A 23,949-nucleotide genomic window follows, 5' to 3' on the forward strand; every position below is an offset into this window, starting at 1 on the left:
ACCGCGGCGGTGAGCGCTTTTTTCTTCAGTTCTTCGATCAAGGCCCGCGCGGGGCCGGACGTTCAGGCCGCGACCGCTTCGCGCGCCGGCACCGCTTGCGTCCCGACGGGCATGTGCTGCGCCCAGTCGATGATCTCGAGCGTGCCGTCGGCATGCTCGGCCAGCGCGGTGAGGCTTTCCACCCAGTCGCCGTCGTTGCAGTACAGGATGCCGTCGATGTCGCGCATCTCGGCGTGGTGGATGTGGCCGCACACCACGCCCTGCGCGCCGCGGTTGCGGGCCTCGCGGGCCACGGCGTTCTCGAAGTCGCCCACGTAGCTCACGGCGCGCTTGACCTTGCCCTTGAGGTACTTCGAGAGCGACCAGTACGGCAGCCCCATGCGCGCGCGCAGCGAGTTGAGATGCCGGTTGAGCTTGAGCGTGAACTCGTAGAGCGAGTCGCCCACGTAGGCGAGCCACTTGGCGCACTGGATCACGCCGTCGAACAAATCGCCGTGGATGATCCACAGCTTGCGGCCGTCGGCCGTTTCATGGATCCACTCGTCGGCCACGTCGATGCCGCCGAAGTTGTGGTTGAGGTACTTGCGGGCGAACTCGTCGTGGTTGCCCGGAATGAAGATCACGCGCGTGCCCTTGCGCGCCTTGCGCAGCAGCTTCTGGATCACGTCGTTGTGCGCCTGCGGCCAGTACCAGTGGCGCTTGAGCTGCCAGCCGTCGATGATGTCGCCGACCAGGAACAGGGTCTCGCACTCGGTGTGCTTGAGAAAGTCGAGCAGCGCCCGGGCCTGGCAGCCGGGCGTTCCCAGGTGCAGGTCGGAGATCCAGAGGGTGCGATAGCGCAGCGCCGGACGCGCCGCATCGTCGTCCTCCGGCTCGGGAGGCTGGATCGCGGTGTCGCGCCAGGCGCGAAGGAAAGCGTCGTCGCGTTGCATGGTCCGGCAGGTTCGCATCCGCGCATGACCGCGCGATGGCGACTCCGTGACATCCCGGTGACGCGTGGCACCGGGGCAACGCCACAATCGGACGATGCGCTCTGGCCAGATCATCGTTCTCGTGTCCCCCGTGTTCTTTTTGCTGATCGCGATCGAGTTCGCGGTCGGCCGCGCGCGCGCCCGCCGCGGCACCGGGCAGGACACCTACCGCCTGGCCGACGCCGTGAACAGCATCGGGCTGGGCATGCTGAGCCAGATCAGCGCGGTGCTCACGGGGCTGCTGCGCATCGGCATCTACACCGCCGTGTACTCGGCCGTGGCGCTCTTTCCGCAAGAGACGGCGCGCGAGTTCTGGACCACCTGGTACGGCTGGCTGCTGGCGCTGGTGTTCTACGACTTCTGCTACTACTGGCTGCACCGCATGGGCCACGAGTCGGCCGTGCTGTGGGCCGCGCACGTGGTGCATCACCAGAGCCAGCACTACAACCTGTCGACCGCGCTGCGCCAGACCTCCAGCGGCGCGCTGCTGGGCTGGGTCTTCTACCTGCCGATGGCCGTGGCCGGCGTGCCGCCGCTGGTGTTCGTCGTGGTGGCGCTCATCGACCTGCTCTACCAGTTCTGGGTCCACACCGAACAGGTCGGCAAGCTCGGCTGGTTCGACCGCTGGTTCTGCTCGCCCTCGAACCACCGCGTGCACCACGCGGTGAACGACACGTATCTGGACCGCAACTACGGCGGCGTGCTGATCGTGTGGGACCGCCTCTTCGGCACCTTCCGCGAGGAGGACGAGCGCTGCGTGTACGGCACGCGCGGCGAGCTGAAAAGCTGGGACCCGCTGTGGGCGAACGCCGAGGTCTACTGGGCGCTCGCCAGGGACTCATGGCATGCGCGCCGCTGGTCCGACAAGCTGCGCGTGTGGTTCAAGCCACCCGGCTGGCGACCGGCCGACGTGGCGGCGCGCTACCCCAAGCCCGCTTTCGACATCGCGAAGGTGACGCGCTACGAGCCCGTGGTGAGCCGCGGCGTGCAATGGTTCGCGGGCCTGCAGTTCCTCGCGCTGCTGGCCGGCGTGACGGTGTTCCTCTGGTACTCCGACGCCGTGCCGCTGCCGCAGGCCGCCGTCTGGCTGGCCGCGCTGACGGCCGGGCTGTGGGCCGTGGGCGCGGTGCTGCAGGGACGGCTCTCGGTCACCGAGGTGCTGCTGGTCGAGGCCGCCGCGCTGGCCACGGCGAGCGCGGCCTTGGGCATCGGCTGGCTGCACCTCCTCTTCAAGCCATTGGCCCTGGCGATCGCCATCGCCTTCGCGGCCCGCCGCGCGCAACGCCAGCCCGGCGGCATCGCGCGCTTCGATGCGCTGTTGCTGACCGGCCTGGTCTTCTCGCTCGCGGGCGACGTGCTGCTCATGGGGTCGGCGAACCTCTTCGTGCCCGGGCTCGTGTGCTTCCTGCTCGCGCACCTGGCGTACATCGCGCTGTTCCGCATCGGCGTCGGCTTGTTCCCGCGGCCCCGCGCGCTGGCAGCCACCTTGCTGATCGGCGCGGGCATGTACGCCTTCCTGTGGCAGGGCGGCCTGCCGGTGGCGCTGCGCATCCCGGTCGGGTTCTATGTGGTGGTGATCGCCTGCATGGCGGCGCAGGCCATCGGGCGTGCGGCGGTGCTGCGTTCAAGCGACCCGGCCGCGCTGTGGGTGGCGGTGGGCGCCTGCTTCTTCATGCTGAGCGATGCGCTGCTGGCGATCAACCGCTTCGTGTCGCCGCTGCCGCTGGCGTCGCTGTGGGTGCTGGCGACGTACTACACGGCGCAGATGCTGATCGTGCGGCATGCGAAATCTCCTCGAAGTGGGTAGATTTCGCTCGCCCTATCAGAAGCGACCATCTGTTGCATTGCGGCGCAAGGGAAGCCGATGTGCGTTTTTTCCGGCGTTCGGATCGCAGTCCAGAATCGACTCCACGGCGGCGACTGGCCCCGTCGTCGAGGTCTCGCGCAAGTCGAGTGGCCGCTCGAGCTGACGCTTGCGGCAAGCGTCCTCAGCCTCTTTCTCTCGGCGCCGCTTTTCCACCAGGCCCGCCACTTTTTCGTGGTGGATATCGACGACCCAGCGACCTTCCTTCGTGCGATTCCAGCTGGCAAAGGTGTTGAACCACGGCGTCCAGGCATCGTTGAGGGGGGACGCACGTTCGTAGAGCAGTGGATCCAATTTGGTGAACGGCATCGTTTCACCGTCTTTGTCGACGACGGTGAGAGCGCCTTTTTTCTCCCCTGATGAGTACAGATAGGAGAACCAGGCTGCCGTGCTGTTGTCAGGCGACACCGAAACGATTTCGTCCAGATCGAAATCCACCCCGGGAATCGATTGAAGCGGCAGCAACTGAATCTGGAGCGAGCGCTCGTCGAGAATTCGTCCGGTGTATTGCGGCGCTCTTCCATTCGTCAGCTCGTGCGTTCTGGCGTCGTGAACAAACCAACGGCCCGCATCGAGTCGGGTGGTGGCAATTCCGTTGGCGATCCATGCGTTCGGTATCGCCCTTGCCGTGGTCGGAAGCGGAGTGACCGCGACCGAACCGTCCGATGCTTCCTTGAGGAAATAGAAGTTGGAAGCACTGCTCACAAGCCATGTCGGATGGGGGCCCGCCAAACGTGCTTCGATCGCGATGAACCGACCTGTCTCATCAGGCGCCTTCAGCTCCTTCGGGAAAAGGCGGCCATGGCGGACGATGAGGTACGAGGGATCGGCCGGACGCAAGTAGCCCGTGAAATCCACGTACTGGAACTGGAAATTGCCGATGCGCTCTTCGGGCGAATCCTTGCGGACGCTGCAGCCCGAAAGGCTGAAAAGAAATATGGCGCCGAGAACGATGCAGGTGCTGTTTCGTGACTTGCGCGCTTTGCCGATGCCTGTCCAGACGCAAGAAGCATCAAGGAAGTTCATGCAGCGCTGCCGATTTGCGTTCGCTCACGGCAAACGAGTCCACGGGAATTTCTGAAGCAGGCCGGAGCCATCGTTCTCATGGATAGACAGGAGATGGCTGCAACAGCGAAACCCTTTCTCTACTCAGCGCAGCGCTGAATCTCCACCGTCGAGTGCCGGATCTCCTCGTGCATCGAGAAGCACGCCCGCACCTGGTCGGCGGTGAGCGTGGCCGAATGCGTCACCACCGTGAGCGCGCAGGCGTACGCATCGCGGCCGACACGCCAGACGTGCAGGTCGGCCACGCGGGTTTCGGAATCGGCCAGCATCGTCTCGACGCCTTCGCGAATTTCGGCGGTGACGGGGTGGTCCATCTCGCGGTCGAGCAGGACCTTGCCGGTTTCCTTCAGCAGGCCCTTGGCCCAGACGGCGACGAGCACGGCGCCGACGATGCCCATGGCCGGATCGAGCCAGGACCAGCCGTAGAACCAGCCACCCAGCAGCGCCGCGATGGCGAGCACCGAGGTGGCGGCGTCGGCCACCACGTGCAGGTAGGCGGAGCGCAGGTTGAGGTCGTGGCCGTGTGCGTGGTCGTGGCCGTGGTGATGGTCATGCCCGTGCCCGTGGTCATGGCCGTGATGGTCATGCGAATGCCCCAAGAGCCGCGCGCAGACCAGGTTCACCACCAGGCCCAGCACCGCGATCGAGATGGCTTCGGGGTAGTGGATGGCCACGGGCGACCACAGCCGCTCCAGCGAACCGACCACCATGAGCGCGGCGACGCCGAGCAGCAGCAGCGCGCTCGCGAAGCCGCCGAGCACCTCGATCTTCCAGGTGCCGAAGGCAAAGCGCGGGTCGCGGGCGTAGCGCCGCGCGGCGGCGTAGGCAAAGGCGCTCAGGCCGATGGCCAGCGCGTGCGAACTCATGTGCCAGCCGTCGGCCAAAAGCGCCATGGAGTTGAACCACCAGCCGGCGCCGATCTCGACCACCATCATGGCGGCGGTGATCCACATCACGAGGCGGGTGCTGCGTTCGGCGGCGGCATTGCCGGCGCCGAAATGGTGGTCGTGCTGCCAGGCGCTCAGGTCGTGGGTGTGCATGGAATTCTCAGGCTCCGAACAGGTCCGGGCCGTCGGCGCGGCCCGAGGGCGGCACCACGCCCAGGTGGCGGTAGGCCGCGAGCGTGGCGATGCGCCCGCGCGGTGTGCGTTGCAGGTAGCCCTGCTGGATGAGGTAGGGCTCGATCACGTCCTCGATGGTGTCGCGCTCCTCGCCGATGCTGGCGGCCACGTTGTCCAGGCCGACCGGGCCGCCGTCGAAGCGGTGGATGACGGCCTCGAGCAGCTTGCGGTCCATGAGGTCGAAGCCCTGCGGGTCGACGTCGAGCATGGCCAGTGCCTTGTGCGCGATGTCCTCGGTGATGCGGCCGTTGCCCTTGACCTCGGCGTAGTCGCGCACGCGGCGCAGCAGGCGGTTGGCGATGCGGGGCGTGCCGCGCGAGCGGCGCGCGATCTCGAAGCCGCCGGCGGCGTCGGTCTCGACCTTGAGCAGGCCGGCGCTGCGGCGCACGATGAGCGCCAGTTCTTCGGGCGTGTAGAACTCCAGCCGCGCCACGATGCCGAAGCGGTCGCGCAGCGGGTTGGTCAGCATGCCGGCGCGGGTGGTGGCGCCCACCAGTGTGAAGGGCTGCAGGTCGAGCTTGATGCTGCGCGCCGCGGGGCCCTCGCCGATCATGATGTCGATCTGGTAGTCCTCCAGCGCGGGGTACAGGATTTCCTCGACGACCGGGCTCAGGCGGTGGATCTCGTCGATGAAGAGCACGTCGTTGGGCTCGAGGTTGGTCAGCAGCGCCGCCAGGTCCTTGGGCTTTTCGAGCACGGGGCCCGAGGTCTGGCGCAGGTTGACGCCCAGTTCGGCCGCGATGATGTGCGACAGCGTGGTCTTGCCCAGGCCCGGCGGGCCGAACAGCAGCACGTGGTCGAGCGCCTCTTTGCGCTTGCGCGCCGCGCCGATGAAGATCTCGAGCTGCTCGCGCACCTTGGCCTGGCCGACGTACTCATCGAGCAGCTTGGGCCGCAGGGCCCGCTCGATCGCCTCCTCGTTGGGCGAGGCGGGGGCGGCGGACACCACGCGTTGCGGGGCGGGGGCGAAATCGTCGGTCTGGATGGTCATTGGAGGTGGGTCTTCGGCAATGAGTTTAGTCCTTGGCCACGCTGGCAGAATGATCGGCTAATACAACAAAACGAGGGGAAGGTCAGGCGTGTCCATCTACGAACTGAAACCGCGTTTCCAGGCCTTGCTGCGACCGCTCGTGGTCCGGCTGCATGCGATGGGCGTGACGGCCAACCAGGTGACGCTGGCGGCCTGCGCGGTGTCGGTCGTGCTCGGGCTCTGGCTGTTCTTCGCCGCGCCCTCGCTGGCGGCCTTCGGCCTGATCCCCGCCTGGATGTTCCTGCGCATGGCCTTCAACGCCATCGACGGCATGCTGGCGCGCGAGCACCACCAGCAAAGCCGGCTGGGCGCCTTCCTCAACGAACTCACCGACGTGGTCTCCGACGCCGCGCTCTACCTGCCTTTCGCGCTGGTGGCGCCGTTCGCGCCGTTCTGGGTCGGCACGGTCATCGTGCTGGCCGGGCTGAGCGAATTCGCCGGCGCGTTGGGCCCCACGGTGGGCGCCTCGCGCCGCTACGACGGGCCGATGGGCAAGAGCGACCGGGCCTTCGTGTTCGGCGCGCTCGGGTTGTACGTCGCCCTCGGCGGGCCGCTGCCGGGCTGGACCGCCCTGCTGATGCCGCTTGTGGCCGCGCTGGTGGCCTGGACGGTCGTCAACCGCATCCGCCGCGCCCTGGCCGAGGCCGAGGCGCCCGCCGCCTGAAACACCCCCATACAAATAAATAAAGAAGACCCTTCTTCATGACCCTTTCCACACCCCGCGTCGCCGCCGAGCACCACTTCCGCACGCACGACGGCGAATCGCTGTTCTACCGCCATTGGCCGGCCACCAGCGGCGCACGGCGCGGCGCCGTGCTGCTGTTCCACCGCGGCCATGAGCACGGCGCGCGCATGGCGCACCTGGTGGACGAGCTGGACCTGCCCGACTTCGACTTCTTCGCCTGGGACGCGCGCGGCCACGGCCTGTCGCCGGGCCAGCGCGGCTACAGCCCCAGCTTCGGCACCTCGGTGCGCGACGTGCAGACCTTCGTGCAGCACATCGCCGCCGCCCATGGCGTGCCCGAGCACGACATCCACGTGGTGGCGCAGAGCGTGGGCGCGGTGCTGATCGCCACCTGGGCGCACGACTACGCGCCCAAGGTGCGCGGCCTCACGCTGGCCTCGCCGGCCTTCAAGGTCAAGCTCTACGTGCCGTTCGCGCGGCCGGGGCTGGCGCTCATGCACAAGCTGCGCGGGCTGTTCTTCGTGAACAGCTACGTGAAGCCGAAGTTCCTCACGCACGACCCCGCGCGCATCGAGAGCTACAAGAACGACCCGCTGATCTCGCGCCCGATCGCCGTCAACATCCTGCTGGGCCTGTACGAGGCGGCCGACCGCGTGGTGGCCGACGCCAACGCGATCACGTTGCCGGTGCAGCTGCTCATCTCGGGCGCCGATTGGGTGGTGCACCACAAGCCGCAGCACCAGTTCTTCGAGCGGCTGGGCAGCGCCGTGAAGACGAAGACGGTGCTGCCGGGCTTCTTCCACGACACGCTGGGCGAAAAAGACCGGGCGCCCGCGGTGGCGTCGATCCGCGAATTCATCCTGCAGCGCTTCGACGAGCCGGCCGTGCCGGTCGACCTGCGCGAGGCGCACCTGAACGGCAACACCGCCGACGAGTCGCGCGCGCTGGCCGAACCGCTCTCGCCCCTGTCGCCGCGCGGCGCCTACTGGGCGATCACGCGCGGCGGGCTGCGCGTGGGCGGCGCGCTGTCCAGCGGCATCGCGCTGGGCCACGCCACCGGCTTCGACTCGGGCAGCACGCTCGACTACGTCTACCGCAACCAGCCGCAGGGCAAGGGCGCGCTGGGCCGCTCGGTCGACCGCACCTACCTCGACTCCATCGGCTGGCGCGGCATCCGCCAGCGCAAGATCCACGTCGAGGAGCTGCTGCGCATCGCGATGGAGCGGCTGGTCGAGATGCACCGCGAGGTGCGGCTCATGGACATCGCCGCCGGCCACGGCCGCTACGTGCTCGACGCGGTGCTGGCCAGCCCCGTCAAGGCCAGCTCGATCCTGCTGCGCGACTACAGCGACATCAACGTGCGCGACGGCACGACCCTGATCGCCGAGAAGGGCCTGGAAGACGTCGCCCAGTTCGTGCAGGCCGACGCCTTCGACCGCATCAGCCTGGCGAGCGTGACGCCGAGGCCCACGCTGGCCGTGGTGTCGGGCCTGTACGAGCTGTTCCCCGACAACGAGATGGTGCGCCGCTCGCTCGCGGGCGTGGGCGACGCGGTGGAAGACCGGGGCTACCTGGTCTACACCGGCCAGCCCTGGCACCCACAGCTCGAAATGATCGCCCGCGCGCTCACCAGCCACCGCCAGGGCGAAGCCTGGGTGATGCGCCGGCGCACGCAGGCCGAGATGGACCAACTGGTCGAGGAGGCGGGCTTCCGCAAGATCGACCAGCGGGTGGACGAGTGGGGCATCTTCACGGTGTCGCTGGCGGTGCGCGTCGCGCAATGACCGCCCGGCGCGCGCCCCGGCCGTGGAAACGCGCCGCCGCGTGGCTGGTGTTTCTGGGGCCGCTGTTCTACGCCACGTATGGCTTCGCCAACTGGTGGGCCACCACGCGCGCCAGCGTGCCCTCGATGGCCTTCGACTGGGAGCGGCAGGTGCCCTTCTGGGCCTGGACGATCTTTCCGTACTGGACCATCAACGTCTTCTACGCGCTGTCGCTGTTCCTGGCGCGCGACCGCCACACGCTCGACCGGCATGCGCTGCGGCTGGTGAGCGCCACGCTCATCGCCTGCACCTGCTTCATCCTCTGGCCGCTGCACTTCAGCTTCGGCCAGCCGCCGGTGGAGGGCGCGCCGGCCTTCCTGTTCAACGCGCTGCGCGGCTTCGACCAGCCCTACAACCAGGCGCCCTCGCTGCACATCGCGCTGGCCGTGATCCTGTGGGACTGGTACCGGCGCTTCATCCGGCCGCTGTGGGCGCGGCTCGTGCTGCATGTGTGGGCCTTCGCGATCTGCGCCTCGGTGCTCACGACCTGGCAGCACCACTTCATCGACATCCCGACCGGCGCGCTACTGGGCATCTTCTGCGTCTGGCTGTGGCCGATGGCGCGCCGGGTGTCGATGCTGCGCGCGTGGCGCCTGGCGCGCGATCCGCAGCGGCTGAAGCTCGCGGGCTTCTATGCCGTGGGCGCAGCGCTGTGCCTGTTCGCGGCGTTGGCAACGGGCGGCGTGGCGCTGTGGCTGGCCTGGCCGGCGGCGGCGCTCGCGCTGGTGGCGCTCAACTACCTCGGCTTCGGCGCGCGCGGCTTCCAGATGGACGGCCACGGCCGCATGGGCTGGGCGGCGCGCTGGCTGTTCGCGCCCTACCGCCTGGCCGCGGCCTTCAATGTGTGGCTCTGGACGCGCAAGCTGCCGGCCTCGGTCGAGGTGGTGCCCGGCCTGCGCCTGGGCCGCCGCCCCACGCAAGCCGAATGGCTCGCCGCCGGCCAACCCCGGCTCGTGAGCCTGTGCGCCGAGCTGCAACTGCCGGCCGGCGTGCCGCCCGCCCGTGCGCGCTGCGTGCCGCTGCTCGACCTCGTGGTGCCGCCGCCCGTGCGCCTGCGCCGCGCCGCGGCCGTCATCGAAGGCCAGCGCCGCGCGGCGGCGGCCGACGGCTCCACGGTCTGGGTCTGCTGTGCGCTGGGCTTCTCGCGCAGCGCCGCCGCCGTGATCGCCTGGCTGGGCCGCGACCACGGTCTGGCGCAAGCCGAAGACGCCGTGCGCCGCGCCCGCCCGCAGATCGTGCTGCACGCCGCCTGGCGTGCCGCGCTCGAACCCCTTGGAACACCTTCGCGCCATGACTGACAACGAACGCGCCACCTGCACCACCCTGGCCGGCCTGCTGCGCGCGGCGGCCATGCTCGCCCTCTGGGGCTTCGCGCTCACCTGCATCGCCGCCCTGGTGCTGGCGCTCACGCTGCGCGGGCTCTCGAACACCGCCATCCTGGCCTTTGCCGCGGTGATGGTGCTGGGCGTGCTCGAACGCTACTTCGCCTTCCGGCTGCGGCTGGACCAGGCGCTGTTCGAAGGCCTGGCCAACGGCCAGATCGCCTCGCTGGGCGCGATGGACAACGCCCTGTCGGTGCTCGGGCTGCGCGACCCGCCGCCGCAGCCCAACGCCCGCGCGCTCGCCGACCGCGTGCAGGGAACCCGCCAACTGATGCAGCGCCACGCCATCGTGATCGCCTGCCAGAACGCGCTCTTCCTGCTCGCCCTCATGACACAGGAACTCGCTTGAACAACGACAACGGCAACAACAAGAACGACAGCAGCAACGGCGACGGCAACGACAGCGCCCGCCCCGGCGCCATCGTGCGCCGCGGGCTCGCGGTGGTGGCGGGCCAGCTCATCATCGGCGCGGCCGGCCTCTTGACCGGCGTGCGCGCCATCTGGTCGGGCACCACGCCCAAGGCCGAGCAGACGCTGTACTTCGCCAACCACACCAGCCACGGTGACTTCGTGCTGCTGTGGGCCACGCTGCCCTCCGACCTGCGCGCGCTCACGCGGCCCGTGGCCGGCCAGGACTACTGGGAGGCCTCGAAGCTGCGCAACTTCATCGGCAAGGACGTGTTCAACGCGCTCATGATCCGCCGCGACGGCTCGGGCCAGGGCGGCAACCCGGTCGACCAGATGAAGGAGGCGCTGGAAGGCGGCGACTCGCTCATCATGTTCCCCGAGGGCACGCGCAACACGGGCGACGACATCCTGCTGCCGCTGAAAAGCGGCCTCTTCCACCTGGCGCGCGCCTGCCCCACCGTGCGGCTGGTGCCGGTGTGGATCGAGAACCTCAAGCGCGTGCTGCCCAAGGGCACGCTGGTGCCGATCCCGCTGGCCTGCACGGTGCGCTTCGGTGCGCCGATCCAGCTCGAGGAAGGCGAAGACAAGGTCGCCTTCCTCGCCCGCGCACGCACGGCCATGCTCGACCTGCGCCCCGAGTACGACCGCATCGAACAAAACGGAGGGACCGCCTCGTGATCGAAATGTCCCCCTTCGCCTGGACCACCTTCAGGCTCTTCGGCGGCGTCTTCGGCGTGCTCGTGCTGGCCTCGGCCATCGGCGCGCTGCTCAAGTGGCGCGTGGCGCACGGCCAGCCGCACTCGGTGATCGACAACCTGAACTCGCGCGTCAACGCGTGGTGGGTGATGGTGGCGGTGATCGGCCTGGCCTTTGCCTTCGGCAAGGGCGGCGTGATCGTGCTGTTCTACCTGATCTCGTTCTATGCGCTGCGCGAGTTCATCAGCCTGGCCTACACGCGGCGCGGCGACCACGGCGCGATCGCGCTGGCCTTCTTCGTGGCGCTGCCGGGCCAGTACTTCCTGATCTGGATCGACTGGTACGGGCTGTATTCGATCTACATCCCGGTCTACGCCTTCCTGCTGCTGCCCATCCTGGCGGCCGTGGGCGGCGACACGCAGCGCTTCCTGGAGCGCACCTCGAAGATCCAGTGGGGCCTGATGGTGTGCGTGTTCTGCATCAGCCACGTGCCGGCGCTGCTCACGCTGCAGATCCCGGGCTTCGAGGGCCGCAACCTGCTGCTGATCGCCTTCCTGGTCATCGTGGTGCAGGGCAGCGACGTGCTGCAGTACGTGTGGGGCAAGCTGTTCGGCCAACGCAAGGTGGCGCCCGAGCTCTCGCCGTCGAAGACCTGGGAAGGCCTGATCGGCGGCGTGGCCAGCGCCACCGCGATGGGCGCGGCGCTGTACTGGGCCACGCCCTTCAACCCGTGGCAGGCGGCGCTCATGGCCTTCATGATCTGCCTCTTGGGCTTCTTCGGCGGACTGGTGATGTCGGCCATCAAGCGTGACCGCGGCGTGAAGGACTGGGGCTCCATGATCGAAGGCCACGGCGGCATGCTCGATCGGCTCGACTCGGTGATCTTCGCGGCGCCGATCTACTTCCACGCATTGCGCTACTGGTGGGTGCCGTGAGCCCGGCGGCGAAGAAGACCGCGGTCAAGGTGGACCGCATCGTCGACGACACGCCGCTGGAATGCGCCGACGCCGCCGCGCTGCTGCGTTGGTACAAGAAACACCATGCGAGCCACGCCGGCGTCTGGCTGCGCATCGCGAAGAAGGCCAGCGGCATCACCTCCGTCGACCACCCCGAGGCGCTGGAGATCGCGCTGTGCTTCGGCTGGATCGACGGCCAGCGCAAGAGCCAGGACGCGCAGTTCTTTCTGCAGCGCTTCACGCCGCGCACCGCGCGCAGCATCTGGTCGAAGATCAACCGAGACAAGGCCCTGAAGCTCATCGACGAGGGCCGCATGCAGCCCGGCGGCCTGGCCGAGGTGGAGCGTGCCCGCGCCGACGGCCGCTGGGAGGCGGCCTACGACGCCCCGAGCGTGGCCACCGTGCCGCCCGACCTGCAGGCCGCGCTCGACGCCAACCGCACCGCCAAGGCCTTCTTCGCCACGCTCGACGCGCGCAACCGCTTTGCGGTGCTGTTCCGCACGCAGGGCGCGAAGAAGCCCGAGACGCGCGCCCGGCGCATCGCGCAGTTCGTCGAGATGCTCGCCAAGGGCGAGAAGATCCACCCCTGAGCTTTCGCCTTGCGGTGCGTGCCGCTCACTGCGGCCCGGTGCCCGTCGCGATGACCGCGAGCTGGTCGGGGTCCACGATGCGGATGCGCTTGTAGCTCATGTCGATCACGCCTTCCGCGACCAGGCGCCCCAGCTCCTTGTTGATGGTCTGGCGCGACAGCCCCAGCATCGCCGCCAGGTCGTTCTGCGACAGCCGCACCGGCAGGCTCGCGGCCGCCTCCACCTGCATGCCGTAGAAGTGGATCACGCTCATCAGCGTGGCGGCCACGCGCCCGCGCACCGAGTTCAGCATCTGGTTCTGCAGCAGCACCACGCTCAGCCGCTGGCGCTTCAGGCCCAGCCGGGCCACGCCGCGCCACAGCGCGGGCTCGGCGTCGAGCACCGCGATCACGGCGTCGCTGGGCAGGTGGACGATCACCGAGTCTTCGTGCGCGTGGTAGTCGTAGGGCAGCGGCACGTCCTCGAGCAGGCGCACCAGCGGCGCCACCTGGCCGGGCCCGAGCAGCGCGTTGACGTACTTGCGCCCCTGCGGGCTCATGCTGCTGATCTCCAGGCAGCCTGACACCACCGCCAGCAGCTCGCGCTTGTGGCGGTCGCGCGCCAGCACCTGCGTGCGGCGGCGGTAGCGCACCAGCCGCGCCGACTTCATGAGCTCGGCGCGGCGCGCGTCGGGCCATTGGGAGAACAGCTCGTTCCAGCGCAGCGCGCGGTCGAGCAGCTCGGCGCTGTCTTCGGCGTCGGGAGGGGTGGTTGCAGGTGGTCGGGTCAGCGGGTTCTCCCTGCCCTGGTGTTCACGAATCTGTCAAAGCGTTGACAGATTCGGGGGCCCTTCATTTCTATCGTAAGCCCCGGACATCGACAAGCACACAGGCGGCACCGCCTAGCGGCTCGCCACACCGGAGACAACCCAAATGAAGAAGACAGCCACCGCGGCCCTCGCGCTCGCGGCCTGCGCCCTTGCGTCCGCGCAAAGCACCGTGAGCGTCTACGGCACGCTCGACCTGTACGTGGCGCACGCCAGGTCGGGCCCCGCCTCCTCCATGCGGCTGGAGGACGGCGGCCAGACCGCCTCGCGCATCGGCTTTCGCGGCACCGAGGACCTGGGCGGCGGCCTGGGCGCGCACTTCACGCTGGAGAGCGGCTTTGCGCCCGACACCGGCAACGGCACGCTGCCGGGCCCCGCGATGTCGTTCAGCCGGCAGTCCTTCGTCGGGTTCTCGGCGCCGTGGGGGCAGATCGACGCAGGCCGCATGTACACGCCGATGTTCTATGCGCTGTTCAAGGCCGACCCCTACGGCCTGAACTCGGTGTTCTCGCCCATCAACCTGGTGGCGGCCACCGACGCGCAACCGGGCCTCACGCCCTTCGCGGCCCGCGCCAGCAACATGGTGCGCTACCGCACGCCGGCCAGCATGGAGTTCTTCGCCGACCTGGCCTACGCGCCCGGCGAATCGAGCGCGCCGAGCCACCAGAGCGGCAACGTCTACGGCGGCAACATCGGCTGGGCGCGCAAGCCGTACTACATCGCCTACGCCTTCCAGCGCGCGCGCTCGGGCACCGGCGCGGCGCCGGTGGCTTCGCCCAGCACCACGACCTACCAGGCGCTGACCGGCTCCTACGAGCTGCCCTCCATCGGCCTGCAGCTGTACGCCAGCTACGTGCGCAACGCCTCGAGCCTGCCCCACGTGCCGACCGCGAAGCTCGTGAACCTGGGCGCCACCTACAACGTGACGCCGGCCTCGAACCTGATCTTCGGCGCCACGCAGCGCAAGGTGGCCGAGAGCGAACGCTCGCAGCTGGCCTGGACGCTGGGCTACGACTACTACCTGAGCAAGCGCACCGTGGTCTATGCGCGCTGGCTGCGCCTGCTGAACCGGCACGGCGCCTCGGCCTCGCTCGCGACCATCCCGGTGATCGCCAACAGCGGCAACGACGTGCGCGTGCTGGCCACCGGCATCCGCCACAACTTCTGACTTCCGACACCTCCGCCATGCCCATGGACTTCTTCTCTTCGCAAGCCGAATCCCTCTCGGCGCTGTTCGCGCCGCGTGCCATCGCGGTGGTCGGCGCTTCGTCCAACGCGCAGAAGATCGGCGGCATCCCCGTCGACTACCAGCGCCGCTTCGGCTTCGAGGGCGCGCTGTACCCGGTCAACCCGAACGCCGACCGCATCCAGGAGCTGCCGGCCTTCCCCAGCCTGCGCGCCATCGGCCAGCCGGTGGACCTGGCCATCCTCGCCGTGCCGTCGGCGCTGGTCGACGGCGCGCTCGACGACGCCATCGCGGCGGGCGTGAAGGGCGTGGTGCTGTTCTCCTCGGGCTTTGCCGAAGTGGGCGCCGAGGGCGCAGCGGCGCAGGCGCGGCTGGGCGACAAGGCGCGTGCCGCGGGCGTACGGCTGGTCGGCCCCAACTGCCTGGGCTTCATGAACATCGCGCGCCACGTGTACGCCACCTTCTCGCCGGCGCCCGGCGTGGGCCGCGTGATGCCGGGGCGCATCGGGCTGGTGAGCCAGTCGGGCGCGTTCGGCGCCTATGCCTACGCGATGGCGCGGGCGCGCGGCGTCGGGCTGTCGCTGTGGGCCACCACCGGCAACGAGGCCGACGTGCAGGTCGCCGACTGCCTGGCCTGGCTCGCGCAGGACTCCGACACCGACGTGATCATGGCCTACATGGAAGGCTGCCGCGACGGCCCCCGCCTGCGTGCCGCGCTGGCCCTGGCGCAGGCCAACGGCAAGCCCGTGGTGATGGTCAAGGTCGGGCGCACTGCGCTGGGCGCCGAGGCCGCGGCCTCGCACACCGCCGCGCTGGCGGGCGACGACGCGGTGTACGACGCCGTGTTCCGCCAGTACGGCGTGCTGCGCGCGCGCAACCTCACGGAGTTCTTCGACCTGGCCCACAGCGCCGCCGTGGCAGGCCGCCCGCGCGACCGCTCGATCGGCCTGTTCACGCTCTCGGGCGGCGTCGGCGCGCTGATGGCCGACGAGGCCTCGGCCCAGGGCCTGGACGCCCGGCCGCTGAGCGAGGCCGCGCAGGACACGCTGCGCCGCTGGGTGCCCTTCGCGGCGCCGCGCAACCCGGTCGACATCACGGGCCAGGTCACCAACGACATGACGCTGATCGATCGCACGGCGCGCGTGATGCTGGACGACCAGGGCTTCGCCTCGTGGATGGGCTTCCTGGCCGCCGCGGGCGCGTCGGACGCGTTCTGGCCGGTGCTGCGCTCGCTCGTGGCGTCGCTGCGCGAGGCCTATCCCGACACGCTGCTGGCAGTGAGCACGCTGCTGACGCCCGAGCGCCGCGCCGAACTCGAGGCCATGCGCTGCCTGGTGTTCGCCGACCCGTCGGACGGCATCCGCACGATCGCCGCGCTGGCGGGGCTGAAGCCTGCGGCGGCAGCGGTTGCGGCACCCGCGTCGACCCAGGCGCCGTTGACGCTCGCGCCCGGCACGATGTCCGAGCCCGACGCGCTCGCGCTGCTGGCCGGCGCCGGCGTGCCCGTGGTCGCGCACCGCGTGGTGCGCAGCGCCGACGAGGCCGCGGCCGCCGCCGAGGCGCTCGGCGAGGCGGTGGTGGTGAAGATCGTCAGCGCCGACATCCCGCACAAGTCGGACGTGGGCGGCGTGGCGCTCGGGCTGCGCGGCGCGGCGCAGGCGCGCGCGGCCTTCGAGCGCACGCGCGACCTCGCACTCACGGCGCGGCCCGAGGCGCGGCTCGACGGTGCACTGGTGGCGCGCATGCTGACGGGCGGCGTCGAATGCATCGCGGGCGTGCACCGCGACCCGGTGTTCGGGCCGGTGCTGATGTTCGGCCTGGGCGGCATCCACGTCGAGACGCTGCGCGACGTGTCGCTGCGCGCGCTGCCGATCGCGCGCGACGACGCGCTGGCCATGGTGCGCGAGCTGCGCGCCTTCGCGATCCTGAACGGCGCACGCGGCCGCCCGCCGGTCGACCTCGGTTCGATCGCCGACGCGCTGTGCGCGCTGGCCGACTTCGCGCAGCGCGCGGGCGACTCGCTCGACAGCGCCGAGATCAACCCGCTGATCGCGCGCCCGCGGGCCGAGGGCGGCTGCGTGGCCGTCGACGCACTGGTCGTCGGCCGCGCACCCTGAAGCACAACAACAACCACCGGAGACATCGCATGACGACGACATCGAAGAACGGCCTTTCGCGCGCGCTCGGCCTGGGCGCGGCACTGGTGCTCGCGACCGGCGCGGCAGCAGCCACGGAAGCGCCCTTCCCCTCCAAGCCCGTGCGCATCATCGTGCAGTACCAGGCGGGCGGCTCGACCGACATCCTCGCGCGGCTCGTGGCCGAGGGCCTGTCGAAGCGGCTGGGCCAGCCGGTGGTGGTCGAGAACCGCAGCGGCGCGGGCGGCATCATCGGCACCGACTACGTCGCCAAGAGCCCGCCCGACGGCCACACGCTGTTGCTCACGGTGCCGGGCCCCGTCACGGCGAACCTGGTGCTCTACAGCAAGCTGCCCTACGACCCGCGCACCGACCTGCGCATGGTGTCGGACATCGCCACCACGCGCACCGTGCTGGCGGTGCACCCTTCGGTGCCGGCCACCGACTTCAAGAGCCTGATCGCCGCCGCCAAGGCCGCGCCCGGCAAGTACTCGATGGGCTCGTGGGGCCCGGGCACGCAGCCGCACCAGGTGCAGGTCTACATGGACAAGGCCTACGGCCTGCAGACGATGCACGTCCCCTACAAGGGCGAGAGCCCGATGGCGATCGACCTGATCGGCGGCGTGATCCAGATGACCGTGGGCTCGGTCACCACGCTGCAGCCGTACATCAAGGCCGGCAAGCTGCGCCCGCTGGCCGTGGCCGGCCCGCGGCGCGCTCGCGCGCTGCCCGACGTGCCCACCTTCGCCGAGCAGGGCTACGCCGACGAGGTCTACGCCATGACCGGACCGACCTCGCTGATGGCGCCGGCCAGGACGCCCGACGCCATCGTCGAGCGCCTGGGCCGCGAGGTCAGCGCGGTGGTGCGCCAGCCCGAGGTGAGCCGGCGCATCGAGGAGCTCGGCGCCGAGCCCGTGGGCAACCTGCCGCCCGAGGCCGCCGCGGCCTACAAGGCCTTCCTGCCCGTGACGCTGAAGCTCACGCAGGCCACGGGCGTGAAGCTCGACTGATCCGCCTTCCCCCTCCCCTTTTTTCGAACCCCGAGGTCTTTCCCATGAACGCTCCCGCTCCCGTGCCCGACATCGCCGCCGCCCGCAAGGCGCTCGCCCGTTCCATCGGCCTGGCCGCCTTCGTCTACGGCTATCCGCTCACCGAGACCTACCGCACCTGCGCCATGCAGACTGCGCCACGCGCCGAACGCCGCAGCGGCGCCTCGGCCGGCTCCGACGTGCGCGCGCCGCTGAACACGCTGCACCACGCGCCGCGCCCGTCCACCCACGAAGACCGCGACGTGGTCACGCCCGCCAACGACCTGCTCTACACCATGGCCTGGCTGCACCTGGCGCACGGGCCGATGCTGCTCACCGTGCCCGCGTCGGCGCGCCACCCGGGGCGCTACTTCGTGCTGCCGCTGTACGACGCCTACACCGAGAACTTCGAGAACCTGGGCCCGCGCAACTGCAACCCCGAGGGCGAGACCGTGGTGCTCGTGGGCCCCGGCGGCACGGTGCCGGAATCGCTCGCAGCCGCCCACCGCGTGGTGCGCTGCCCGACCGACCTGGTCTGGCTCATCGGCCGCATCCTGGTGGGCGACGAGAGCGACTGGCCGGCGGCGCGCGCGCTGCAGTCGGAGATCCAACTGAAGCCCGCGCCCGGCACCGTGCTGCAAGGCCGTCCATCCGCCATCGAACAGTGGGCCGGTCCGCACGAGGACGCCATGGCCGCCGCCTTCGAGCACGGCGAGCCGGCCGCGCAGGTGGCGCCGCGCTTCTTCACCAACGTGTGCCACGCGCTGGCCGAGGCGCCGGGCCGCGTGGAAGACCGCGGCCTCGTCGCGTGGTTCGGCCAGGGCGGGCTGCTGGCCAACGCCGCGTTCTCGTGGGACGCGCTGGAGGCACCGCTGCGCGAAGGCCTGATCGAAGGCTTCGCCGAGGGCGTGCAGCTGGTGGGGGCGGTGGGCCGCAACCGCCGGCCCAAGCCCTGGTCGATGACGCCGGCCACCGGCCGCTACGGCAACGAGTTCCTCGGCCGCGCGCGCACCGCCTACCTGGGCCTGGGCGCGCTGGCCACCAGCGAGGCGGTGTACGCCGCCGCGCACCACGACGCGACCCAGGAGCCGCTGGACGGCCAGCGCCGCTACACGATGCGCTTCGAGGCCGGCGATCTGCCGCCCGCCGACGCCTTCTGGTCGGTCACGCTGTACGACAGCGACCGCTTTCTCTACCCCAACGACATCCGCCGCCACGCCATCGGCGACCGCACGCCCGGGCTGAAGCGCAACGCCGACGGCAGCCTGGAGCTGGTGGTGAGCCACGCACGCCCCGCCGATGCCGCCAACTGGCTGCCCGCGCCGGCCGGGCGCTTCTACCTGATCCTGCGCATGTACTACCCGCGCGAAGGCGTGCAGGGCTGGCGCATCCCGGCGCTGCAGGCACAACAGGGCTGAGCACGATGCAGCCGCACACCGACTCCCTTCACGCCCTGGCCGAAGAGGCCGTGGTCTACGCCTACCCGCTGTACGAGATGTGCCGCATGCGCGCGGCCACCTCGCCGCAGCGCACCGACGCCGCCGGCGAGGCGCCCAAGCCGCTGCGCTGGTGCAACGTGTTCACGCACGCGCGCCAGCTGCTGGGCGCGGGCAAGAGCCGCGTCGTCACGCCGAACAACGACACGCTCTACACCAACGCCTGGCTCGACCTGGGCGAGGGCCCGCTCGTGATCGACGTGCCCGACACGGCCGGGCGCTACTACGTGCTGGGCCTGCTCGACTTCTTCACCAACCCCTTCGCCCACCTGGGCCAGCGCCTCACGGGCACGGCGGCGCGCGCCTTCGTGGTCACGCCGCCGGGATGGCGCGGCACGCTGCCCGCGGCCTTCGACGCGCCGGGCGCGCGCATCGAGGCGCCCACGCGCTGGCTGTGGATCATCGGGCGCCTGCTGGTCGACGGCCCGCAGGACGTGCCCGCCGTCAACGCGCTGCAGGACGGTTTTCTCGTGCGCACGCTGGCCGACTGGGAGGCCGGCCGCCGCTCGGCACCGCGCGCCTTCGACCCGGCCTGCGACCCGAAGGCGCCGCTCACGGCCGCGCACTTCGCCGCGCAGGTGAATGCGGCGCTGCGCGACAACGCACCGCCGGCTGGTGATGCCGCGCGGCTCGCGCGCTATGCATCGCTCGGCATCGGGCCCGATGCGGGCGCGCTCGACGACAGTCAGCGCGCCGCGCTGCAGGCAGCACTCGACACCGTGCTGCCACGGCTGCGCGAGGCGCAGTCGGGCCGCACCACGGCCTCGGGCTGGGTGCAGATGCCGCTGGTGGAAGGAAGCTTTGGTGACGACCACCTGGCGCGCGCGCTGATCGCGCTCAAGTACATCGGCATGCTCGAAAGCCGCGAGGCCACCTACCCGATGGCCTGGCACGACGCCGCAGGCGAACCGCTCACCGGCCAGCGCCGCTACACGCTGCGCTTCGCGCCCGACGCACTGCCGCCGGTCGACGCCTTCTGGTCGCTCACGATGTACGACACGCGCGACTACATGCTGGTCGACAACCCCATCGACCGCTACGCCATCGGCGACCGCACGCCGGGGCTGCAGCGCGATGCGGACGGCGGGCTCACGCTGCACATCCAGCACGCGCGCCCCGACAGCGAGGCCGCATTCGCCAACTGGCTGCCGGCGCCCGAGGGCAGCTTCTACCTGTGCCTGCGCGCCTACGTGCCGCGCGCCGAACTGCTCGACGGCCGCTACCCGCTGCCGCCCCTCACCGTCACCAAGGATTCCGCATGAGCGCCACCGCTGAAAAACCCAAAGCCACGGAAGAAGAAAAGCCCTTCCTCATCGTCGGCACCGGCACCGAGACCGTCGCGCCGGGCCTGCACATCCTGCGCGGGCAGGGCCAATCGTTCGTGGCCGAGACCAACGTGGGCCTGGTCGTGATCGACGCCGGCCCGGGCGGCTCGGTGACGCAGGGCATGATCGACGCGCTGCGCCAGCTCAGCGACGCGCCGGTGCATGCGCTGTGCTTCAGCCACGGCCACATCGGCTACAACGCCGGCGTGCCGATGTGGCTGGCCCATGCCGCCGCGCGCGGCGATGCGCCGCCGCGCATCATTGCGCACCGCAACGTGCCGCGCCGCCTGGCGCGCTACCGCGAGACGCTGGCCCTGCAGCACCGCATGGCCGAGATCCAGTTCAACCGCCCCGCCGGCTTCTTCGACCACCGGCTGGTGACGCACCCGCCCACCGAGACCTTCGACGACGTGCTGCAGATCGGCAGCGGCGAGCGCCGCATCGAGCTGCGCTGGGCGCCCTCGGAAACCGACGACGCGATCGCGCTGTGGAGCCCGGCGCAGCGCGTGCTGTACGGCGGCGCGGCGCTGATCGACTCCATTCCCAACATCGGCACGCCCTTTCGCACGATGCGCGACACGGTGCGCTGGGCCGACACACTGGAGGCGCTGGCGGCGTTGAAGCCGCGCAAGGCGGTGCGCGAATTCGGCGCCACGCTCGAGGGCGAAGACCAGGTGCAGCACGTGCTCCTGCACACGGCCCGTGCGCTGCGCTGGGTGCGCGCCGAGGTGGTGCGGCTCATGAACGAGGGGCTCAACGAGCGCGACATCCTGGCGCGCATCCGCTTTCCCGACGAGCTGTTCGCGGTCGAGTGGATGAAACCCACCTACGGCGACCCGGGCTACATCGTGCGCGACATCTACCGCTCGGAGAACGGCTGGTGGGACCGCAACCCGACCTCGCTGCACCCGGCCGCGCCCGAGGCCATCGGCCGCGCGGTGGCCGACGCCATCACCGACAAGCGCGGCGTGATCGACCAGGCACGTGCGCTGGCGGCGGGCAAGCAGTGGCAGCTCGCGCTGCACGTGATCGACCTGCTGGCCACCGCCGAGGGCGATGCGCTGGAGATCGCCGAGGCGCGCTCGCTCAAGGCCGAATGGCTGCGTGAGCGGGCACGCGAAGTGCCCAGTTACGTCTCGCGCAACCTGTATCGCGTGGGCGCGGACATGATCGAACAAGGCACGCAGGCGCGCTTCGGCATCCGCTGAGGCCTTTCCATCGGAGACACGGACCATGACAACGACAACACCATTCCGCTTCGGCCTGCGCATGCTCGCCGCCTGTTCCCTGGCCGCACTGGCAACGGCCAGCCACGCACAACAGGCCGACAGCTACCCCGACAAGCCCGTGACGCTGGTGGTGCCCACCGCGGCCGCAGGCGGCACCGACACCATCGCGCGGATCATCGGCGACGGCCTCGGCAAGATCCTGAAACAGCCCTTCGTGGTCGACAACCGCCCGGGCGCCAACGGCATCCTCGGCAGCGAGGTGGTGGCGCGTTCCACGCCCGACGGCTACCGGCTGCTGTTCACCTACGCCGCGACGATGGTGGTGAACCCCAGCCTCTACAAGAAGCTGCCCTACGACCCGCTGAAGGACTTCATGCCGATCGCGCAGGTCGGGCGCGGCGGCAACCTGCTGCTGGTGCGCAAGGACCTGCCGGTGAAGACGATCCAGGAGTTCGTCGCCTACGCCAAGGCGCGCCCCGACAAGCTCAGCTACTGCTCGTGGGGCAACGGCTCGGGCGGCCACCTGGCGATGGAAAGCCTGAAGAAGCAGGCCGGCCTCGTGATGACGCACGTGCCCTACAAGGGCAGCGGCCCCTGCGTGCAGGACCTCGTGGGCGGCCAGGTCGATGCGGCCTTCGCCGACATCTCCTCGACCGTGGAGATCGTGCGCGCCGGGCGCATCCGCGCGCTGGCCAACAGCGGCCCCTCGCGCATCCCGATGCTGCCCGACGTGCCGACCATGACCGAGAGCGGCTACCCCTTCACCACCTACGCCTGGTACGGCCTGCTGGCGCCGGCCAAGACGCCGCCCGCCGTCGTGAAGAAGCTCAACGAGGCCGTGAACCAGGTGCTGCGCGACCCCGCGGTGGTGCGCCGCATGTACGAGCTGAACTTCAACGACCTGCCGCAGAACACGCCCGAGCAGTTCACCGCCACCATCCGCAGCGACCTGCGGAACTGGGGCGCGCTGGTGAAGGACATCGGCCTGACGCTCGAATGAACGCCTGAGCGACCCCGACCAAGGGTAAGCAACATGGTCGGCCGGCGGCGCTTCCCACACACTGCGCCGTGACAGGCACGGTTTCTGCTCATCGGTGGGGCGATGGCAACTGCGCCAGCGCGCACCATGACCGAGCTTCTTCATTTCAGCCGACAACTCACCGCCGAAGCCCAGGCCCAAGCCTCGGGCGTGGGCACCTGGAAGCAGCACTACGAGCAGCTGTCGAACGGCCGCTTCGAGGGGCTGTCCGAAGACCTGCACCTGGATTTCGTGCAGGTGTTCCACGAACACGCCAACCAGACGGTGCTGCAGCACGGCCACGGCCGCCCGGGCGCCCTGTGCCTGGCCGTGATCGACGTGACGGCCCCGGGCAGCTGGTACTGCGGCCACGATCTCGACGGGCGGCGGCTCATCGCGCTGTCGCCGCAGCGCGAGTTCGAGCTGCTGGCCGGCGCCGGCATGGACCTGATGGCCGTGTGCGTCGACACCGAACCGCTGGCGAAGCTGGCCACCACCCTGTTCGGCCCCGACTTCGCGCTGCGCATGCCGGCGCCCGCGCCGGTGCAGCACCCCGGTTTCGACGAAACCGCCTTCACCCGCCTGCTGGGCGCCGCCCTGTCGCTGGCGCGCGACAACCTCGCGCAGCTGGAGCAGCCGGCCGCGCGCCACATGCTGTCGCTGTCGCTGGCCGACGCGGTGCTGCAGTGCATGGGCTCGAAGGCCTTCGAGGCCCGGCTGCCCGCCAGTTCGGCGGCGCGCCGCCACATCGTGGCCAAGGCGCGCGAGTACATGCAGGCGCACGCCGACGAGCCCATCAGCGTGCCCGACCTGTGCGCGGCCACGGGCGTGTCGCGCCGCTCGCTGCAGTACGCCTTCGAGGACGTGCTGCACCTGAGCCCCGTCACCTACCTGCGCGTGATGCGCCTGAACCGCGTGCGCTGCGAGATGCAGGCCTGCCGCGACGACACCATCGGCGACATCGCCGCGCGCTGGGGCTTCTGGCACCTGTCGCGCTTTGCCATCGACTACGCGCGCCTGTTCGGCGAGCTGCCGTCCGCCACGCGCGCGCGGTGGTTTGCCAAATCTTGATAACGCCCGCGCCGGCGGCGCTCTTACCTTCGCGGTTGTCCACCACAACACGCGAAGAAGGATGC

21 protein-coding genes are annotated in these 23,949 nt (G+C 70.2%); 16 read left to right on the forward strand and 5 right to left on the reverse strand.

Translation table 11 applies throughout. The annotated features are described in order from the left end of the window. Nucleotides 1–62: 62 nt before the first annotated feature. Nucleotides 63–932, reverse strand: coding sequence for a UDP-2,3-diacylglucosamine diphosphatase (locus tag VHAB30_RS28310; protein ID WP_062482079.1), 870 nt, complete (start codon nucleotides 930–932; stop codon nucleotides 63–65). Nucleotides 933–1,026: 94 nt separating this feature from the next. Between VHAB30_RS28310 and VHAB30_RS28315 the strand changes: the two genes are divergently transcribed. After that, nucleotides 1,027–2,778: a lysoplasmalogenase family protein gene (locus tag VHAB30_RS28315; protein ID WP_159279392.1), complete on the forward strand. Its 1,752-nt coding sequence runs from the start codon at nucleotides 1,027–1,029 to the stop codon at nucleotides 2,776–2,778. 15 nt (nucleotides 2,779–2,793) lie between these two features. On the opposite strand, the gene VHAB30_RS28320 is transcribed toward VHAB30_RS28315, so the two are convergent. The 3 genes from VHAB30_RS28320 to ruvB form a co-directional block, all read right to left on the reverse strand. Beyond that, a complete protein-coding gene (locus tag VHAB30_RS28320) occupies nucleotides 2,794–3,861 on the reverse strand; it encodes a hypothetical protein (RefSeq protein ID WP_159279393.1) in 1,068 nt (355 codons plus the stop codon). A 119-nt stretch (nucleotides 3,862–3,980) separates the two neighbouring features. Further along, nucleotides 3,981–4,940: a CDF family Co(II)/Ni(II) efflux transporter DmeF gene (dmeF, locus tag VHAB30_RS28325; RefSeq protein WP_159279394.1), complete on the reverse strand. Its 960-nt coding sequence runs from the start codon at nucleotides 4,938–4,940 to the stop codon at nucleotides 3,981–3,983. A gap of 7 nt (nucleotides 4,941–4,947) precedes the next feature. After that, the gene (gene ruvB, locus VHAB30_RS28330; protein WP_062482092.1) at nucleotides 4,948–6,012 is read right to left on the reverse strand and encodes a Holliday junction branch migration DNA helicase RuvB; all 1,065 of its coding nucleotides are present in this window, start codon (nucleotides 6,010–6,012) and stop codon (nucleotides 4,948–4,950) included. 88 nt (nucleotides 6,013–6,100) lie between these two features. Between ruvB and VHAB30_RS28335 the strand changes: the two genes are divergently transcribed. From VHAB30_RS28335 to VHAB30_RS28365, 7 genes are all read left to right on the forward strand, one after another. Next, nucleotides 6,101–6,715: a CDP-alcohol phosphatidyltransferase family protein gene (locus VHAB30_RS28335; RefSeq protein WP_159279395.1), complete on the forward strand. Its 615-nt coding sequence runs from the start codon at nucleotides 6,101–6,103 to the stop codon at nucleotides 6,713–6,715. 38 nt (nucleotides 6,716–6,753) lie between these two features. Continuing rightward, nucleotides 6,754–8,520, forward strand: coding sequence for a bifunctional alpha/beta hydrolase/class I SAM-dependent methyltransferase (locus tag VHAB30_RS28340; protein WP_159279396.1), 1,767 nt, complete (start codon nucleotides 6,754–6,756; stop codon nucleotides 8,518–8,520). Further along, entirely contained in the window at nucleotides 8,517–9,857 is a 1,341-nt protein-coding gene (locus VHAB30_RS28345; RefSeq protein WP_159279397.1) for a phosphatase PAP2/dual specificity phosphatase family protein, read from the forward strand. Before VHAB30_RS28340 ends, VHAB30_RS28345 begins: the two co-directional genes overlap by 4 nt. Further along, nucleotides 9,850–10,290, forward strand: a complete 441-nt coding sequence (locus VHAB30_RS28350) for a hypothetical protein (RefSeq protein WP_062482724.1) — start codon at nucleotides 9,850–9,852, stop codon at nucleotides 10,288–10,290. Before VHAB30_RS28345 ends, VHAB30_RS28350 begins: the two co-directional genes overlap by 8 nt. A gap of 71 nt (nucleotides 10,291–10,361) precedes the next feature. Next, nucleotides 10,362–11,027 carry a lysophospholipid acyltransferase family protein gene (locus tag VHAB30_RS28355; RefSeq protein WP_095747742.1) on the forward strand — a complete coding sequence of 222 codons (666 nt, stop codon included), beginning with the start codon at nucleotides 10,362–10,364 and terminating at the stop codon, nucleotides 11,025–11,027. A gap of 5 nt (nucleotides 11,028–11,032) precedes the next feature. Beyond that, nucleotides 11,033–11,980: a phosphatidate cytidylyltransferase gene (locus VHAB30_RS28360; protein WP_174250307.1), complete on the forward strand. Its 948-nt coding sequence runs from the start codon at nucleotides 11,033–11,035 to the stop codon at nucleotides 11,978–11,980. Further along, entirely contained in the window at nucleotides 11,968–12,591 is a 624-nt protein-coding gene (locus tag VHAB30_RS28365; protein WP_235926955.1) for a YdeI/OmpD-associated family protein, read from the forward strand. Before VHAB30_RS28360 ends, VHAB30_RS28365 begins: the two co-directional genes overlap by 13 nt. Nucleotides 12,592–12,616: 25 nt before the next feature. Here the strand turns inward: VHAB30_RS28365 and VHAB30_RS28370 are convergent, their stop codons facing one another. Further along, nucleotides 12,617–13,240 carry a Crp/Fnr family transcriptional regulator gene (locus VHAB30_RS28370; RefSeq protein ID WP_223301435.1) on the reverse strand — a complete coding sequence of 208 codons (624 nt, stop codon included), beginning with the start codon at nucleotides 13,238–13,240 and terminating at the stop codon, nucleotides 12,617–12,619. 262 nt (nucleotides 13,241–13,502) lie between these two features. On the opposite strand from VHAB30_RS28370, the gene VHAB30_RS28375 reads away from it, so the two are divergent. The 8 genes from VHAB30_RS28375 (at nucleotide 13,503) to VHAB30_RS28410 (ending at nucleotide 23,884) form a co-directional block, all read left to right on the forward strand. Next, nucleotides 13,503–14,564, forward strand: coding sequence for a porin (locus VHAB30_RS28375; RefSeq protein ID WP_159279399.1), 1,062 nt, complete (start codon nucleotides 13,503–13,505; stop codon nucleotides 14,562–14,564). 23 nt (nucleotides 14,565–14,587) lie between these two features. Next, nucleotides 14,588–16,699, forward strand: coding sequence for an acetate--CoA ligase family protein (locus VHAB30_RS28380; RefSeq protein ID WP_159279489.1), 2,112 nt, complete (start codon nucleotides 14,588–14,590; stop codon nucleotides 16,697–16,699). A gap of 29 nt (nucleotides 16,700–16,728) precedes the next feature. Continuing rightward, complete coding sequence (locus tag VHAB30_RS28385) at nucleotides 16,729–17,727, forward strand: Bug family tripartite tricarboxylate transporter substrate binding protein (protein WP_159279400.1); 999 nt, start codon at nucleotides 16,729–16,731, stop codon at nucleotides 17,725–17,727. A gap of 44 nt (nucleotides 17,728–17,771) precedes the next feature. Continuing rightward, nucleotides 17,772–19,163, forward strand: coding sequence for a DUF1254 domain-containing protein (locus tag VHAB30_RS28390; RefSeq protein ID WP_159279401.1), 1,392 nt, complete (start codon nucleotides 17,772–17,774; stop codon nucleotides 19,161–19,163). Nucleotides 19,164–19,168: 5 nt separating this feature from the next. Then, a complete protein-coding gene (locus VHAB30_RS28395; protein WP_159279402.1) occupies nucleotides 19,169–20,503 on the forward strand; it encodes a DUF1254 domain-containing protein in 1,335 nt (444 codons plus the stop codon). After that, a complete protein-coding gene (locus tag VHAB30_RS28400) occupies nucleotides 20,500–21,774 on the forward strand; it encodes an alkyl sulfatase dimerization domain-containing protein (RefSeq protein WP_159279403.1) in 1,275 nt (424 codons plus the stop codon). The genes VHAB30_RS28395 and VHAB30_RS28400 overlap by 4 nt, the downstream gene beginning before the upstream one ends. A 61-nt stretch (nucleotides 21,775–21,835) precedes the next feature. Continuing rightward, nucleotides 21,836–22,795, forward strand: a complete 960-nt coding sequence (locus VHAB30_RS28405) for a Bug family tripartite tricarboxylate transporter substrate binding protein (RefSeq protein ID WP_308789342.1) — start codon at nucleotides 21,836–21,838, stop codon at nucleotides 22,793–22,795. 126 nt (nucleotides 22,796–22,921) lie between these two features. Next, a complete protein-coding gene (locus VHAB30_RS28410) occupies nucleotides 22,922–23,884 on the forward strand; it encodes a helix-turn-helix domain-containing protein (RefSeq protein WP_159279405.1) in 963 nt (320 codons plus the stop codon). The last annotated feature ends 65 nt before the right edge of the window (nucleotides 23,885–23,949 follow it).

The sequence above is a fragment of the Variovorax boronicumulans genome (assembly GCF_009811375.1).
GTDB lineage: Bacteria > Pseudomonadota > Gammaproteobacteria > Burkholderiales > Burkholderiaceae_C > Variovorax > Variovorax boronicumulans.

What these genes read in the sequence shown, in the direction of transcription:
- VHAB30_RS28310 (WP_062482079.1), bottom strand. Translation starts at nt 932, where the DNA reads ATGCAACGCGACGACGCTTTCCTTCGCGCCTGGCGCGACACCGCGATC.
- VHAB30_RS28315 (WP_159279392.1), top strand. Translation starts at nt 1,027, where the DNA reads ATGCGCTCTGGCCAGATCATCGTTCTCGTGTCCCCCGTGTTCTTTTTG.
- VHAB30_RS28320 (WP_159279393.1), bottom strand. Translation starts at nt 3,861, where the DNA reads ATGAACTTCCTTGATGCTTCTTGCGTCTGGACAGGCATCGGCAAAGCG.
- dmeF (WP_159279394.1), bottom strand. Translation starts at nt 4,940, where the DNA reads ATGCACACCCACGACCTGAGCGCCTGGCAGCACGACCACCATTTCGGC.
- ruvB (WP_062482092.1), bottom strand. Translation starts at nt 6,012, where the DNA reads ATGACCATCCAGACCGACGATTTCGCCCCCGCCCCGCAACGCGTGGTG.
- VHAB30_RS28340 (WP_159279396.1), top strand. Translation starts at nt 6,754, where the DNA reads ATGACCCTTTCCACACCCCGCGTCGCCGCCGAGCACCACTTCCGCACG.
- VHAB30_RS28345 (WP_159279397.1), top strand. Translation starts at nt 8,517, where the DNA reads ATGACCGCCCGGCGCGCGCCCCGGCCGTGGAAACGCGCCGCCGCGTGG.
- VHAB30_RS28350 (WP_062482724.1), top strand. Translation starts at nt 9,850, where the DNA reads ATGACTGACAACGAACGCGCCACCTGCACCACCCTGGCCGGCCTGCTG.
- VHAB30_RS28360 (WP_174250307.1), top strand. Translation starts at nt 11,033, where the DNA reads ATGTCCCCCTTCGCCTGGACCACCTTCAGGCTCTTCGGCGGCGTCTTC.
- VHAB30_RS28370 (WP_223301435.1), bottom strand. Translation starts at nt 13,240, where the DNA reads ATGAAGTCGGCGCGGCTGGTGCGCTACCGCCGCCGCACGCAGGTGCTG.
- VHAB30_RS28375 (WP_159279399.1), top strand. Translation starts at nt 13,503, where the DNA reads ATGAAGAAGACAGCCACCGCGGCCCTCGCGCTCGCGGCCTGCGCCCTT.
- VHAB30_RS28380 (WP_159279489.1), top strand. Translation starts at nt 14,588, where the DNA reads ATGGACTTCTTCTCTTCGCAAGCCGAATCCCTCTCGGCGCTGTTCGCG.
- VHAB30_RS28385 (WP_159279400.1), top strand. Translation starts at nt 16,729, where the DNA reads ATGACGACGACATCGAAGAACGGCCTTTCGCGCGCGCTCGGCCTGGGC.
- VHAB30_RS28390 (WP_159279401.1), top strand. Translation starts at nt 17,772, where the DNA reads ATGAACGCTCCCGCTCCCGTGCCCGACATCGCCGCCGCCCGCAAGGCG.
- VHAB30_RS28395 (WP_159279402.1), top strand. Translation starts at nt 19,169, where the DNA reads ATGCAGCCGCACACCGACTCCCTTCACGCCCTGGCCGAAGAGGCCGTG.
- VHAB30_RS28400 (WP_159279403.1), top strand. Translation starts at nt 20,500, where the DNA reads ATGAGCGCCACCGCTGAAAAACCCAAAGCCACGGAAGAAGAAAAGCCC.
- VHAB30_RS28405 (WP_308789342.1), top strand. Translation starts at nt 21,836, where the DNA reads ATGCTCGCCGCCTGTTCCCTGGCCGCACTGGCAACGGCCAGCCACGCA.
- VHAB30_RS28410 (WP_159279405.1), top strand. Translation starts at nt 22,922, where the DNA reads ATGACCGAGCTTCTTCATTTCAGCCGACAACTCACCGCCGAAGCCCAG.